We start from the raw sequence: 14,088 nt of genomic DNA, 5'->3' as shown, positions 1-14,088 counted from the left end.
TCAGAGGCGCATCGGCATCACGACATAGGAGGAATCGTCGTTGCCCGCCTCTTGCAACAGCGCACTGCTGCTGGAATCGGACAGGGTGATACGCACCTGGTCGGTGGTCATCACGCCCAGCACGTCGAGCAGGTAGCTGACGTTGAAACCGATCTCCAGACTGCCGCCGTCATAGTCGACCTGCAGCTCTTCCTCGGCCTCTTCCTGCTCCGGGTTATTGGCCTGGATCTTCATGAAGCCGTTTTCCAGCTGCAGGCGAATGCCGCGATATTTCTCATTGGAGAGAATGGCGGTGCGGCTGAAAGCCTCACGCAGATGCTGGCGTTCACCCAGCACCAGCTTGTCGCCATGCCGCGGCAGGACACGCTCGTAGTCGGGGAACTTGCCGTCCACCAGCTTGGAGGTAAAGGTGAAGTCGCCCGTGGTGGCACGAATATGGTGCTGACCCAGAACGACGTTGACCGGTTCTTCCGGTTCGGTGAGCAGGCGCGACAATTCCAGGATGCCCTTGCGCGGCACGATGACCTGGTGCTTCTCGGCCTGGTCGACGTCGGCCTCCAGCATGCACATGGCCAGGCGGTGGCCGTCGGTGGCCACGGCGCGCAGGCGTCCGGTGCTGGCTTCCAGCAACATGCCGTTGAGGTAGTAGCGCACGTCCTGCTGAGCCATGGCGAAGCCGGTGCGCTCGATCAGGCGACGCAGGCGGCCCTGGGGAATGCTGAACTTCAGCGAGCCCGGGCCTTCCTCCACGGTGGGGAAGTCGTTGGCGGGCAGGGTGGACAGGGTGAAACGGCTGCGTCCGGCACGGATCAGCAGCTTCTGCTCCTCGGTGCGGATGTCGATCAGCGCATCGGGCTGCAGGCTCTTGCAGATGTCCATGAGCTTGCGCGCCGGCACGGTGATCTCGCCAGCCTCGGCGGCTTCTTCCAGATCGACCCGGCCAACTAGCTCGACTTCCAGGTCGGTACCGGTCAGCGACAACCGCTGGCCTTCCACGACCAGGAGTACGTTGGACAGCACCGGCAGCGTTTGCCGACGTTCCACGACACCGGCCACCAGCTGCAGCGGTTTCAACAGGGCTTCACGTTGAATGGTGAAATGCATGGTCAGGTCCTTGCCAGGGCCGCGTCCGTCAGGTGGTCAGGGTACGCAGCAGGTTCTTGTAATCCTCGCGAATATCCGCGTCGGATTCCCGAAGTTCGGCGATCTTTCGACAGGCGTGCAACACCGTCGTGTGATCGCGTCCGCCAAAGGCGTCGCCGATTTCCGGCAGGCTGTGGTTGGTCAGTTCCTTAGACAACGCCATGGCGACCTGCCGCGGCCGGGCCACCGAGCGCGAGCGGCGTTTGGACAGCAGATCGGCGATCTTGATCTTGTAATACTCGGCCGCGGTGCGCTGGATGTTGTCGATGCTGACCAGCTTGTCCTGCAGTGCCAGGAGATCCTTGAGCGACTCACGGATCAGCTCGATGGTGATGTCCCGTCCCATGAAGTGGGCGTGGGCGATCACCCGCTTGAGCGCGCCTTCCAGTTCACGAACGTTGGAACGGATGCGCTGGGCGATAAAGAAGGCGGCGTCGTGGGGCAGGTCGACCTTGGCCTGGTCGGCCTTCTTCATCAGGATCGCCACCCGTGTTTCCAGCTCCGGTGGCTCCACGGCCACGGTGAGGCCCCAGCCGAAGCGCGACTTGAGCCGCTCTTCCAGGCCATCGATCTCCTTGGGATAACGGTCGCTGGTGAGAATCACCTGTTGTCCACCTTCGAGCAGCGCATTGAAGGTGTGGAAAAACTCTTCCTGCGATCGCTCCTTGCGGGCGAAAAACTGGATGTCATCGATCAGCAGGGCATCCACCGAGCGGTAGAAGCGCTTGAATTCGTTGATGGCATTGAGCTGCAGCGCCTTGACCATGTCGGCGACGAAACGCTCCGAATGCAGATAGACGATCTTGGCATTCGGGTTGCGCTTGAGCAGGTGGTTGCCCACAGCGTGCATCAGGTGGGTCTTACCCAGACCCACGCCGCCATAAAGGAAGAGCGGGTTGTAGCCGTGCTTGGGATTGTCCGCCACCTGCCAGGCCGCCGCGCGGGCCAGCTGGTTGGACTTGCCCTCGACGAAGTTCTCGAAGGTGAAGGTACGGTTGAGATAGCTGGTGTGCTTGAGTGCACCTTCAACCTGCACGGTGCGTTCGGTCTTGACCGCCGGCTCGTCGGCCTCGGCCAGTTCTGCCGTTACGTCTTCCAGGGCCACACCCGCGGTGACGATATCCGACTGGATCGGCTGCGGGGCCTGTACCGGCGGCGGCAGGGGGCTGCTCTGGCTACTGGGTGTCTGGGCCGGGCGCGGCTTGTTGCTGCGCTTGCTCCCGATCAACAAGGAAAGCACTGGCGCGATACCGTCGTCGGCATGCTCCTCGAGCAATTCGAGGATTCGGCTCAGGTACTTCTCGTTGACCCAATCGAGCACGAAGCGGTTGGGCGCGAACACCCGCAGCTCATCCCCTTCCGCTTCCACCTGCAGTGGCCGGATCCAGGTATTGAATTGTTGCGAAGGCAGCTCGTCGCGCAGCACATCTACGCAACGTTGCCAGAGTTCGACCGACACAGCGTCTCCCAAGGACTGGAGCGGCCCGGAAGGGCCATGAGCAAACGCCCATTGTATCCCTCCCCACCCGGGTTATCCACATGACCGCGCAGTTTCCCGGCGAATAGCCCCTTCCGTCCAGACCATCCTTCAGGCGACCGTCAGCTCTGTGGATAACGCCGTCTGACCTTTCTGGACAAGTACCGGGTTTGCGCTGTGGATAATAGTGATGTGGGTAACCCCTTCGCTTATCCACAGCCTCTGACCAGGCTAGCCACCCTTGCTCCACCTGTTGAAAACAGAGTTGCCGGTCTCCCTCCGGCCAGTGGGCATCTGTGTCTGCGCGTTCTATCCACAGAAATCGGCTTCACCATACATATTCACTTCAATAGTCCTTTAAAACCTTTTGACCTGTTAATTTTATTTACGCGGTCTCCTGTCAGCGTGTGCTGGTTGGAAATTGACCTATACCGAGGCTTTCTCTAGAATCCCCGGTCTCTTTGCGCGGGGCGCTCATGCCTTGCCGCTTTCACCTAGGTAAAAGTCCATGAAACGCACCTTCCAACCCAGCACCCTGAAGCGCGCCCGTGTCCACGGTTTCCGTGCTCGTATGGCAACCAAGAACGGCCGTCAGGTTCTGTCCCGTCGCCGTGCCAAAGGCCGCAAGCGTCTGGCGATCTGATTGCCCGGTCAGGTGGTGAGTCAGGGTTTCGGTCGGGACAGGCGCTTACTGAGCTCCCAACAGTTCCAAGCGGTCTTTGACTCTCCCACCCACAAGGCATCCGGCAAGCACCTGCTGCTGCTCGCCCATGCCAATGGGCTAGACCATTCCCGCCTGGGGCTGGTCATCGGCAAGAAAAGCGTCAAGCTTTCTGTCGAGCGCAATCGCATCAAGCGGGTCATCCGAGATTCCTTCCGTCTGAATCAGGACCGCTTGGGCAGCTTCGATCTGGTCTTCGTCGCCCGGAAAGGGCTCGGCGAAGTAGACAATCCCGAATTGCACGATCAACTGCTGCAACTCTGGAAACGTCTCAATCGCCAGGCGAGCAAGGCCGTTGCCCAGCCAACCGACAGTCCCGACGGTGCTCATGCGTAAACCGGCCCTGCTGCTGATTCGCTTCTACCGTTATGCCATCAGCCCCATGATGGCCAGTCACTGTCGTTTCTATCCGACCTGTTCCGGTTACGCCCTCGAAGCCATCGAGTGCCACGGGCTGCTGCGTGGTGGCTGGCTGACCACACGGCGACTGTGCCGGTGCCATCCCTGGCACTCAGGCGGATACGATCCCGTTCCTCCCGCAAAGAACCCAGCCCCGACCTCTTCGATGGCCGAGTAAACATGGATATCAAGCGCCCGCTACTCATTGCCGCCCTGGCGATCGTGTCCTACACCCTGGTCTTCCAGTGGAACAAGGATTACGGCCAGGCCGATCTGCCCACGGCCAAGACGCAAACCAGCGTCCTGCCCGGCGATACCCCCAACGTGCCCACCGATGTTCCGGCTGACGCCAAGGCCGCGGCCCCGGTGGACAACTCGACCGCTCAGGCCAGCACTGCGCTCATCAAGGTACGTACCGACGTTCTGGATCTGGCCATCGACCCCCGTGGCGGCGACATCGTCCAGCTCGGTCTGGTGCAGTACCCCCGGCGCCAGGACCATCCCGACGTTCCCTTCATGCTGTTCGACAACGGCAACGAGCGTCTCTACCTGGCCCAGAGCGGCCTGACCGGTGCCAACGGTCCCGACGCCAACAGCGCCGGTCGCCCGCTGTACACCTCGGCCCAGTCCAGCTATGTGCTCGCCGATGGCAAGCAACAGCTGGTGGTGGATCTCAAGTACCAGGCCAATGGCGTCGACTACATCAAGAGATTCACCTTCCACCGGGGTCTGAAGGTCGACTGCTCGGACGCCGAGAAGGCGCAGAAGAAGATCACCTGCATCAACCCGGACGCCTATCAGATCCAGGTCAGCTACCTGATCGACAACCAGAGCGCCAACGCCTGGAATGGCGTGCTCTATGCGCAGCTCAAGCGTGACAAGAGCGGGGATCCGTCGGCCACTACCGCGACCGGCGTCTCCACCTACCTGGGCGCCGCGGTCGGTACCCCGGCCGAGCCCTATCGCAAGGTGTCCATGGGCGACATGGACAAGAACCGCCTGCAGGAATCCGTGCAGGGCGGCTGGGTCGGTTGGCTGCAGCACTACTTCGTCACCGCCTGGGTGCCGAACAAGGACGAGCAGCACCAGATCACCACCCGCAAGGATGCCCAGGGCAACTACATCGTCGGCTTCACCGGTCCGCAATTCAGCGTGCCGGCGGGTGGCAAGGGCGAGACCTCGCTCACCCTCTACGCTGGTCCGAAGATCCAGGAACACCTCAAGACCCTGTCCCATGGCCTGGAGCTGACCGTCGACTACGGCTTCCTGTGGTTCATCGCCCAGCCGATCTTCTGGCTGCTGCAGCATATCCACAGCATCCTGGGTAACTGGGGCTGGTCGATCATCGTCCTGACCATCATCATCAAGATGCTGTTCTTCCCGCTGTCCGCCGCCAGCTACCGTTCCATGGCCCGGATGCGTGCCGTCGGACCACGCCTGCAAGCGCTGAAGGAACAGCATGGCGACGATCGCCAGAAGATGTCCCAGGCGATGATGGAGCTGTACCGCAAGGAGAAGATCAATCCGCTGGGTGGCTGCCTGCCCATCGTGGTGCAGATGCCGGTATTCCTGGCGCTGTATTGGGTGCTGCTGGAAAGCGTCGAGATGCGCCAGTCGCCCTGGATGTTCTGGATCACCGACCTGTCGGCCAAGGATCCCTTCTTCATCCTGCCGATCATCATGGGCGGTACCATGCTGGTGCAGCAGATGCTGAACCCGGCGCCGCCGGATCCCATGCAGGCCAAGGTGATGAGAATGATGCCGATCATCTTCACCTTCTTCTTCCTGTGGTTCCCGGCCGGTCTGGTGCTGTACTGGATCGTCAACAACTGCCTGTCGATCCTGCAGCAGTGGTACATTACCCGGAAGATCGAGGCGGCCGCCAAGAAGGCCTGACCCCGCTCAACCTGTCCATACGACGCCCCTTGATTGGGGCGTCGTGCTTTCTGGAGGATCGTCATGTCCCTGCCTTCCGACAGCATCGCCGCCATCGCCACCGCCACCGGCCGTGGTGGTGTCGGCATCGTGCGCGTCTCCGGTCCCCTGGCCGCACCCCTGGCCCAGGCCATCTGCGGCCGCGAGCTACCGCCGCGGCATGCTCACTATGGCAACTTCCTTGCCGCCGACGGCAGCGTACTGGACGCGGGCATTGCCCTGTTCTTTCCTGGCCCGAACTCCTTCACCGGCGAAGACGTCCTGGAATTGCAAGGTCACGGCGGCCCGGTGATCCTCGACCTGCTCTTGCGCCGTACGCTGGAAGAGGGCGCGCGGCTGGCCCGTCCGGGCGAATTCAGCGAACGCGCCTTTCTCAACGACAAACTGGACCTGGCCCAGGCGGAGGCTATCGCCGATCTCATCGAGGCCAGCACCGAGCAGGCGGCGCGCAATGCCCTGCGCTCGCTGCAGGGCGAGTTCTCCCGCCGGGTGGAAAGCCTGGTCGAGCAGCTCATCCGCCTACGCATCTATGTCGAAGCCGCCATCGACTTTCCCGAGGAGGAGATCGACTTCCTCGCCGATGGTCGGGTCCAGGGATTGCTGGAGGGTGTGCAGGCCGAACTGCACGAGGTCCAGCGTGAAGCCAATCGCGGTGCCCTGCTGCGCGACGGCATGACGGTGGTGATCGCCGGCCGGCCCAATGCCGGCAAGTCCAGCCTGCTCAACGCTCTGGCCGGACGGGAAGCCGCCATCGTCACCGACATCGCCGGCACCACCCGGGATGTCCTGCGCGAACATATCCACATCGATGGCATGCCGCTGCATGTGGTCGATACCGCCGGGCTGCGCGATACCGCCGACCGGGTGGAGCAGATCGGCGTCCAGCGTGCCCTGGACGCCATCGCCGGTGCCGATCGGGTGCTGCTGGTGGTGGATGCCAGCGCCCCGGAAGCCGGGGATCCCCAGGCGCTGTGGCCGGAACTGCTGAGCACCCGGCCGCCACTGGACAAGCTGACGGTGATCCGCAACAAGGCCGACCTCACCGGCGAAGCCACCGGCTTGTTGCCCAGCACCGAGCCGGTGGAGATCGCTCTGAGTGCCACCGATGGTGGCGGTGTCGAGGCCCTGCGCGAACACCTCAAGGCCTGCATGGGCTTCGAACAGACCACCGAGGGCGGCTTCAGCGCACGGCGTCGCCACCTGGACGCCTTGCAGCGGGCCGCCAGCGCTCTGGACCATGGCTATCGCCAACTCACCCTGGCCGGCTCTGGCGAACTCCTGGCCGAAGACCTGCGGCAGGCCCAGCAGGTACTTGGCGAGATCACCGGGGCCTTCAGCTCCGACGACCTGCTCGGCCGCATCTTCTCCAGCTTCTGCATCGGCAAGTAAACCCTGCCCGCTGCTCCAGGCCTGTGCAATGCAGGCCTTGGCTATCCTCATTCCCCCTTTCCAGAGCCCTGTTGATAACCCTGCCTGAGGTCTGCCCATAAATCGGTGCACGACCTGTCCATGATTGGCGTTGTGGATAAGCGGGCAAAGGCTCCACAGGATGCTGAGAGCTTGTGTTCATCCACAGCACAAGACGTACACCGGGTTCAGGTTTTCCTCAGCCCAGCCCCGACGTGGCCTGTGTAGGGTTATCCACAGAAAATGGCTTGCGTATACATAAGCTCTATAACAGTCCTTTTAAAACTTTCTTCCCTATTATTTATATTGGAGCCCCTCACCGCTGACTGGTCATTTTTTGGCCAGAGCCCCTTCTGCAAGACTGGCCTAGGCCTTATACTTGCCGGCTTTCCTTCGAATTCCTGCCAACAGGCACGAGGTGCGTGGTGGACTTTCCTTCCCGTTTCGACGTCATCGTGATCGGCGGCGGCCATGCCGGTACCGAAGCGGCCTTAGCGGCCGCCCGTATGGGTGTGCGTACCCTGCTGCTCACGCATAATGTGGAAACTCTCGGCCAGATGAGCTGCAATCCCGCCATTGGCGGCATCGGCAAGAGCCATCTGGTCAAGGAGATCGATGCCCTGGGCGGCGCCATGGCCGCGGCGACGGATCTCGCCGGCATCCAGTTCCGTATTCTCAACAGCCGCAAGGGACCTGCCGTCCGCGCCACTCGCGCCCAGGCCGATCGCGTGCTGTACAAGGCGGCTATCCGCTACGCCTTGGAAAACCAGCCCAACCTGTGGATATTCCAGCAAGCCTGTGACGACCTCATCGTCGAGGGGGATCGCGTTGCCGGCGTGATCACCCAGATGGGCCTGAAATTCCATGCGGATAACGTGGTGCTGACCGCCGGGACCTTCCTTGGTGGTCTTATCCACATCGGCATGCAGAACCACAGCGGTGGACGAGCGGGAGATCCGCCCGCCATCGCCCTGGCCCAGCGCCTGCGGGAACTGCCACTGCGGGTGTCCCGCCTGAAGACCGGTACGCCACCGCGCATTGACGGCCGGTCGGTGGATTTCTCGGTGATGACCGAGCAGCCCGGGGATACCCCCTTGCCGGTGATGTCCTTCCTCGGCAATCGCGAGCAGCATCCGCAGCAGGTCAGCTGCTGGATCACCCATACCAACGCCCGCACCCACGACATCATCCGCGCCAACCTGGATCGTTCGCCCATGTATTCGGGCGTGATCGAAGGGGTAGGGCCGCGCTACTGTCCGTCCATCGAAGACAAGATCCATCGCTTCGCCGACAAGGACAGCCATCAGGTCTTTCTCGAACCCGAGGGCCTGACCACCCACGAGCTCTACCCCAACGGCATCTCCACCTCGCTGCCCTTCGATGTGCAGCTCGAGGTGGTGCGCTCCATGCGCGGCATGGAAAACGCCCACATCCTGCGGCCCGGCTACGCCATCGAATACGACTTCTTCGATCCGCGGGATCTCAAGTACAGCCTGGAAACCAAGGTCATCGCCGGCCTGTTCTTCGCCGGCCAGATCAATGGCACCACCGGTTACGAAGAAGCCGGCGCCCAGGGTCTGCTCGCCGGGGCCAACGCCGCGCTGCGCGCCCAGGGCCGTGAGGCCTGGTGTCCGCGCCGCGACGAGGCCTACCTCGGCGTCCTGGTGGATGACCTCATAACCCTGGGTACCCAGGAGCCCTACCGGATGTTCACCTCGCGCGCCGAGTACCGGCTGATCCTGCGCGAAGACAACGCCGACCTGCGCCTGACCGAAAAGGGCCGGGAACTGGGCCTGGTGGACGATCAGCGCTGGGCGCTGTTCGAAGCCAAGCGCGAAGGCATCGCCCTGGAAGAGCAGCGCCTCAAGGCGACCTGGATTCGCCCGGGCACGCCCGAGGGCACGGCGGTAGCCGAGCGCTTCGGCACGCCGCTCAATCACGAATACAACCTGCAGAATCTGCTGGCGCGTCCGGAGATCGACTACGCCGGCCTGATGGCCGCGGTGGGCCAGACGCCAGCCGAGACCCAGGTCGCCGAGCAGATCGAGATCAAGACCAAGTACGCCGGCTACATCGATCGCCAGCAGGACGAGATCCAGCGTCTGCGCGCCAGTGACGCCGTGGCGCTGCCGGCGGAGCTCGACTACGCCACCATCTCCGGACTGTCCAAGGAGATCCAGCACAAGCTGGCCCAGGCCCGTCCCGAGACCCTGGGGCAGGCCTCGCGTATCCCTGGCGTCACGCCGGCGGCGGTCTCGCTGCTGCTGATCCACCTGAAGAAGCGCAGCGCCGGTCGCAGCCTGGAGCACAGCGCCTGATGGCCAGCGCGATTCAAGCCAACGAACTGCGCCAGGGCGCCGAGACCCTGGGTGTGATGCTCTCCGCCCCGGTGGAGGAGCGGCTGCTGGGCTACCTGGACCTGCTGGTCAAGTGGAACAAGGCCTACAACCTGACCGCGGTGCGTGATCCTGACGAGATGGTTTCGCGGCACCTGCTGGACAGCCTCAGCATCGTCCCCCATGTGGCGGCCGGGCAGTGGCTGGATGTGGGCAGCGGTGGCGGCATGCCGGGCATTCCCCTGGCGATCCTGTTTCCCGAATCGCGCTTCACCCTGCTCGACAGCAACGGCAAGAAGACGCGCTTCCTGACCCAGGCCAAGATCGAACTGGGTCTGGACAACCTCGAGGTGGTCCACGCCCGTGTCGAGGCCTTCCAGCCGGCGACGCCCTTCACCGGCATCGTCTCGCGGGCGTTCAGCGCCATCGACGACTTCGCCACCTGGACGCGGCATCTGGGCGACAACCAAACACAGTGGCTGGCGATGAAGGGGCTGCACCCCGACGACGAGCTGGCCAAGCTACCAGCGGATTTCCGGGTTGCGGCGGCGCACGTCCTCGCGGTTCCCGGTTGCCAAGGCCAGCGGCACTTGCTGATACTGCGCCGCACGATTGGAGAGGGGTAAGGCGGTACATGGCCAAGGTTTACGCGATAGCCAACCAGAAGGGCGGGGTGGGCAAGACCACCACGTGCATCAATCTCGCCGCTTCTCTGGCCGCCACCAACCGGCGCAAGGTGCTGCTGATCGATCTCGATCCCCAGGGTAACGCCACCATGGGCAGTGGAGTGGACAAGCACGCCCTGGAGCATTCGGTACTGGATGTTCTCACCGGCGCCTGCGGTCTGCTCGATGCCATGCATTTTTCCGAACACGGCGGCTACCAGCTGCTGCCGTCTAACCGTGATGTCACCGCCGCGGAGGTCGAACTGCTGGAGATGACCGGTCGCGAGAGTCGCCTGCGCGATGCCCTGGCGCCGGTGCGGGACAACTACGACTACGTGCTCATCGACTGTCCGCCGTCGCTGTCCATGCTGACCATCAACGGGCTGGTGGCCGCCGATGGCGTGATCATCCCCATGCAGTGCGAATACTTCGCCCTGGAAGGCCTGACCGATCTGATCGGCAGCATCCAGCACATCGCCCAGCGGCTGAATCCCCAGCTCAAGATCGAAGGCCTGCTGCGCACCATGTTCGATCCGCGCATCGGCCTGGCCAACGACGTCGCCGCCCAGCTCAAGCAGCACTTTGGCGACGAGCTCTACGAAACCATCATTCCGCGCAACGTCCGCCTGGCCGAAGCGCCCAGCTACGGTATGCCCGCCCTGGTCTACGACAAGAGTTCGAAAGGGGCTGCGGCCTATCTGGAGCTGGCCAGCGAGCTGGTCAAACGTCAGCGCAAGGCGGCTCGCACCGCCAAGACTGCCTAAGGAATCCCCATGGCTGTGAAGAAACGAGGACTGGGCCGCGGCCTCGATGCCCTGCTCGGCGGCGCCAGCGTCAAGGTCCTGCAGGAGCAGGCTGCCGCCACCCCGGTCAGCGAATTGCAATCGCTGCCGCTGGACATCATCCAGCGCGGCAAGTACCAGCCGCGCCAGCACATGGATCCCGTCGCGCTGGAAGAATTGGCCAATTCCATCCGCACCCAGGGACTGATGCAGCCCATCGTGGTGCGTGCCATCGGTGAGGGTCGCTACGAGATCATCGCCGGTGAACGCCGCTGGCGTGCCAGCCAGCAGGCCGGTCTGGAGCGTATCCCGGCGCTGGTCCGCGACGTTCCTGACCAGGTGGCCATTGCCCTGGCGCTGATCGAGAACATCCAGCGGCAGAACCTCAACCCGCTGGAAGAGGCCATGGCCCTGCAGCGGCTACAGGATGAGTTCGAGCTGACCCAGGCCCAGGTGGCCGAAGCCGTCGGCAAGTCGCGCTCGGGCGTGACCAACCTGCTGCGCCTGCTGGCGCTGGCCGAAGACGCCAAGGAGCTGCTGGCCAAGGGCGAGCTGGAAATGGGCCACGCGCGGGCCTTGCTCGGCCTGCCGAAGGGCCGTCAGGCCGAAGGGGCGCGGCACGTTGTCGCACGGGGCCTGACGGTTCGTCAGACCGAAGCCCTGGTCCGCCAGTGGCTCAGTGGCGTGGAACCAAGCGAGAAGGCGCCACCCGTGGATCCGGACATCAGTCGTCTGGAGCAGCGTCTGGCCGAGCGTTTGGGCGCCAACGTGCAGATCCGCCATGGCGAGAAGGGGAAGGGGCAACTGGTCATCCGTTACACCTCTTTGGACGAACTTCAAGGCGTACTGGCGCACATTCGCTGACACAAATGCGTTAAGGCAGGAAAGGCAATCTGTCCGGGGTGGCTTGAACCACCCCTGGCGCGCCCCTATACTTTGCCCGCTTTTTGTCGGCACAAAGCATGCCAGTGAAAACAACTATTAAGCCGACACCAGAGGACTTCGAGCCGATGGACCGCCGCACGCCCAAACGCCTGCCTTTCCATCATCAGCCTGCCTTTCGCCTGCTGCTCGTCCAACTGGCTGTCGCGTCGTGTGCCGCCGTTGTCTTGTCTTGCTTCGTCGGTAAGGTCGCCGGTTATTCCGGATTGTTGGGCGGGCTGATTGCCTGGCTGCCCAATCTGTATTTTTCGTTCAAGGCGTTCCGCTATCGCGGCGCCCATGCCGCCCGTGACATCGTCCGTTCTTTCTACTCGGGCGAGGCGGGCAAACTGATTCTCACGGCAGTGCTCTTTGCACTGACGTTTGCCGGGGTAAAACCGCTTTCGGCTCCTGCACTGTTCGGCGTCTATCTGTTGACGCTGATGGTCAATGCCGGCGCGCCCCTGCTACTGAAAAAACCGACTAGACCTTAAGGCATTCGAGGCACACATGGCAGCAGACTCCGCTTCGGGCTACATCCAGCACCACCTGCAGAACCTGACCTATGGTATGCACCCGGTGAACGGCTGGAGCTTCGCCCACACCCCCGCTGAAGCTAAGGAAATGGGCTTCTGGGCCTTCCACGTGGATACCCTTGGCTGGTCGGTCGCCCTGGGCCTGATCTTCCTGGTGCTGTTCCGCAGCATCGCCAAGAAGGCCACCAGTGGTCAGCCTGGCGGTCTGCAGAACTTCGTCGAGGTGCTGGTCGAATTCGTGGATGGCAGCGTCCGTGACACCTTCCACGGCAAGAACGCCCTGATCGCGCCCCTGGCCCTGACCATCTTCGTCTGGATCTTCCTGATGAACCTGATGGACCTGGTGCCGGTGGACTGGCTGCCGTCCGTGGCCGGCATGCTGTTTGGCGAGCACACCTACTTCCGCGTGGTTCCGACCACCGACCCGAACGCCACCCTGGGCATGGCCCTGTCGGTGTTCGCCCTGCTGATCTTCTACAGCATCAAGATGAAAGGTATCGGCGGCTTCTTCGGCGAGCTGACCCTGCATCCCTTCAGCAGCAAGAACATGCTGCTGCAGATCATCCTGATCCCGATCAACTTCCTGCTCGAGTTCGTCACCCTGATCGCCAAGCCGATCTCGCTGGCACTGCGACTGTTCGGCAACATGTATGCTGGCGAGCTGATCTTCATCCTCATCGCCATCATGTTCGCCAACGGTCTGGCACTGGGTGGTCTGGGTATCGTGCTGCAGTGGGCGTGGGCGGTGTTCCACATCCTCATCATCACCCTGCAGGCGTTTATCTTCATGATGCTGACCATCGTCTACCTGTCGATGGCGCACGAAGAAAGTCACTGAGGAATGGCCCCCGGGCGCTGCTGACGGCGTCTGGAGGCGGTTCTGCCGTGAGTCCCGGGGGCCTTGTCCGCCGGGGGACTTGGGAAAACTTTTTCGCTTCAACCTTAACCAAGACGACTAAAAAAGTCGGGAGGAAAGATGGAAACTGTAGTTGGTTTGACCGCGATCGCCGTTGCTCTGCTGATTGGCCTGGGCGCTCTGGGTACCGCCATTGGCTTCGGTCTGCTGGGTGGCAAGTTCCTCGAAGGCGCCGCTCGTCAGCCGGAAATGGTTCCGATGCTGCAAGTCAAGATGTTCATCGTCGCCGGTCTGCTCGACGCCGTGACCATGATCGGTGTTGGTATCGCCCTGTTCTTCACCTTCGCTAACCCCTTCGTTGGTCAGATCGCCGGCTGATCACCCCCAGGGGTGTAGGCAGGACTGATGGACAACGAACGAGCGAGGTGTTGGCGTGAACATTAATGCAACCCTGATAGGCCAGTCCGTTGCCTTCTTCATCTTCGTGCTCTTCTGCATGAAGTACGTGTGGCCGCCGATCATCTCGGCGCTGCGTGAGCGTGAGAAGAAGATTGCCGATGGCCTTGACGCTGCCAACCGCGCGGCTCGTGATCTGGAAGTGGCACAGCAGCAAGCCAACCAGAAAGTGAACGAAGCCAAGGGGCAGGCGGCCGAGATCATCGAGCAAGCCAACAAGCGTGCCGCTCAGATCGTCGAGGACGCACAGGCCAAGGCCCGTGCCGAAGGCGACCGGATCAAGGCGCAGGCTCAGGCTGAAATCGAGCAGGAAATCAACAGTGCGAAGGACGCCCTGCGTGCTCGCGTCGGTCTGCTGGCCGTGGCCGGCGCCGAGAAGATCCTTGGATCGACCGTTGATGCCAATGCTCATGCCCAGTTGGTTGACCGACTGGCAGCGGAAATCTAAGCGAGG

Annotated in this window: 15 protein-coding genes; 13 read left to right on the top strand and 2 right to left on the bottom strand. The window is 62.6% G+C overall.

Going from position 1 to position 14,088, the window contains the following annotated elements:
- The gene (gene dnaN, locus APT59_RS00145) at positions 1–1,104 is read right to left on the bottom strand and encodes a DNA polymerase III subunit beta (protein WP_007160136.1); all 1,104 of its coding nucleotides are present in this window, start codon (positions 1,102–1,104) and stop codon (positions 1–3) included.
- 28 nt (positions 1,105–1,132) lie between these two features.
- Entirely contained in the window at positions 1,133–2,602 is a 1,470-nt protein-coding gene (gene dnaA / locus APT59_RS00140; protein ID WP_017641477.1) for a chromosomal replication initiator protein DnaA, read from the bottom strand.
- A gap of 526 nt (positions 2,603–3,128) precedes the next feature.
- Here dnaA and rpmH point away from each other — a divergent pair.
- The 13 genes from rpmH to APT59_RS00080 all read left to right on the top strand — a co-directional run bounded on the left by rpmH (position 3,129) and on the right by APT59_RS00080 (position 14,082).
- Positions 3,129–3,263, top strand: a complete 135-nt coding sequence (rpmH, locus tag APT59_RS00135; RefSeq protein ID WP_007160134.1) for a 50S ribosomal protein L34 — start codon at positions 3,129–3,131, stop codon at positions 3,261–3,263.
- A gap of 12 nt (positions 3,264–3,275) precedes the next feature.
- Positions 3,276–3,677, top strand: a complete 402-nt coding sequence (rnpA, locus tag APT59_RS00130) for a ribonuclease P protein component (RefSeq protein WP_059316791.1) — start codon at positions 3,276–3,278, stop codon at positions 3,675–3,677.
- A complete protein-coding gene (yidD, locus tag APT59_RS21980) occupies positions 3,670–3,918 on the top strand; it encodes a membrane protein insertion efficiency factor YidD (protein ID WP_082696248.1) in 249 nt (82 codons plus the stop codon). Before rnpA ends, yidD begins: the two co-directional genes overlap by 8 nt.
- 2 nt (positions 3,919–3,920) lie before the next feature.
- The gene (gene yidC / locus APT59_RS00125; RefSeq protein WP_059313000.1) at positions 3,921–5,636 is read left to right on the top strand and encodes a membrane protein insertase YidC; all 1,716 of its coding nucleotides are present in this window, start codon (positions 3,921–3,923) and stop codon (positions 5,634–5,636) included.
- Between the two features lie 63 nt (positions 5,637–5,699).
- Complete coding sequence (gene mnmE, locus APT59_RS00120; RefSeq protein ID WP_059312999.1) at positions 5,700–7,064, top strand: tRNA uridine-5-carboxymethylaminomethyl(34) synthesis GTPase MnmE; 1,365 nt, start codon at positions 5,700–5,702, stop codon at positions 7,062–7,064.
- Between the two features lie 443 nt (positions 7,065–7,507).
- Positions 7,508–9,400 carry a tRNA uridine-5-carboxymethylaminomethyl(34) synthesis enzyme MnmG gene (gene mnmG / locus APT59_RS00115; RefSeq protein WP_059312998.1) on the top strand — a complete coding sequence of 631 codons (1,893 nt, stop codon included), beginning with the start codon at positions 7,508–7,510 and terminating at the stop codon, positions 9,398–9,400.
- A complete protein-coding gene (rsmG, locus tag APT59_RS00110) occupies positions 9,400–10,044 on the top strand; it encodes a 16S rRNA (guanine(527)-N(7))-methyltransferase RsmG (RefSeq protein WP_059312997.1) in 645 nt (214 codons plus the stop codon). The genes mnmG and rsmG overlap by 1 nt, the downstream gene beginning before the upstream one ends.
- A gap of 8 nt (positions 10,045–10,052) precedes the next feature.
- Positions 10,053–10,847, top strand: coding sequence for a ParA family protein (locus tag APT59_RS00105; RefSeq protein ID WP_059312996.1), 795 nt, complete (start codon positions 10,053–10,055; stop codon positions 10,845–10,847).
- Positions 10,848–10,856: 9 nt separating this feature from the next.
- Positions 10,857–11,729 carry a ParB/RepB/Spo0J family partition protein gene (locus tag APT59_RS00100; protein ID WP_059312995.1) on the top strand — a complete coding sequence of 291 codons (873 nt, stop codon included), beginning with the start codon at positions 10,857–10,859 and terminating at the stop codon, positions 11,727–11,729.
- Positions 11,730–11,875: 146 nt separating this feature from the next.
- Positions 11,876–12,280, top strand: a complete 405-nt coding sequence (locus APT59_RS00095) for a F0F1 ATP synthase subunit I (protein WP_037006585.1) — start codon at positions 11,876–11,878, stop codon at positions 12,278–12,280.
- Positions 12,281–12,296: 16 nt separating this feature from the next.
- Positions 12,297–13,160: a F0F1 ATP synthase subunit A gene (gene atpB, locus APT59_RS00090; RefSeq protein ID WP_059312994.1), complete on the top strand. Its 864-nt coding sequence runs from the start codon at positions 12,297–12,299 to the stop codon at positions 13,158–13,160.
- A gap of 138 nt (positions 13,161–13,298) precedes the next feature.
- Entirely contained in the window at positions 13,299–13,556 is a 258-nt protein-coding gene (gene atpE, locus APT59_RS00085) for a F0F1 ATP synthase subunit C (protein ID WP_003097235.1), read from the top strand.
- A gap of 55 nt (positions 13,557–13,611) precedes the next feature.
- On the top strand, positions 13,612–14,082 hold the full coding sequence (locus APT59_RS00080; protein ID WP_059312993.1) for a F0F1 ATP synthase subunit B: 471 nt from the start codon (positions 13,612–13,614) through the stop codon (positions 14,080–14,082).
- The last annotated feature ends 6 nt before the right edge of the window (positions 14,083–14,088 follow it).

Origin of the sequence: Pseudomonas oryzihabitans (genome assembly GCF_001518815.1) — a bacterium.
Taxonomy (GTDB): domain Bacteria; phylum Pseudomonadota; class Gammaproteobacteria; order Pseudomonadales; family Pseudomonadaceae; genus Chryseomonas; species Chryseomonas oryzihabitans_E.
Note: the sequence above shows the minus strand (reverse complement) of the source record. Positions and strands in the feature narration are given on the sequence as shown.

Coding starts and splice junctions, on each gene's coding strand:
- dnaN (WP_007160136.1), bottom strand. CDS start 1,104: ATGCATTTCACCATTCAACGTGAAGCCCTGTTGAAACCGCTGCAGCTG.
- rpmH (WP_007160134.1), top strand. CDS start 3,129: ATGAAACGCACCTTCCAACCCAGCACCCTGAAGCGCGCCCGTGTCCAC.
- yidD (WP_082696248.1), top strand. CDS start 3,670: ATGCGTAAACCGGCCCTGCTGCTGATTCGCTTCTACCGTTATGCCATC.
- yidC (WP_059313000.1), top strand. CDS start 3,921: ATGGATATCAAGCGCCCGCTACTCATTGCCGCCCTGGCGATCGTGTCC.
- mnmE (WP_059312999.1), top strand. CDS start 5,700: ATGTCCCTGCCTTCCGACAGCATCGCCGCCATCGCCACCGCCACCGGC.
- rsmG (WP_059312997.1), top strand. CDS start 9,400: ATGGCCAGCGCGATTCAAGCCAACGAACTGCGCCAGGGCGCCGAGACC.
- APT59_RS00105 (WP_059312996.1), top strand. CDS start 10,053: ATGGCCAAGGTTTACGCGATAGCCAACCAGAAGGGCGGGGTGGGCAAG.
- APT59_RS00100 (WP_059312995.1), top strand. CDS start 10,857: ATGGCTGTGAAGAAACGAGGACTGGGCCGCGGCCTCGATGCCCTGCTC.
- APT59_RS00095 (WP_037006585.1), top strand. CDS start 11,876: ATGGACCGCCGCACGCCCAAACGCCTGCCTTTCCATCATCAGCCTGCC.
- atpB (WP_059312994.1), top strand. CDS start 12,297: ATGGCAGCAGACTCCGCTTCGGGCTACATCCAGCACCACCTGCAGAAC.
- atpE (WP_003097235.1), top strand. CDS start 13,299: ATGGAAACTGTAGTTGGTTTGACCGCGATCGCCGTTGCTCTGCTGATT.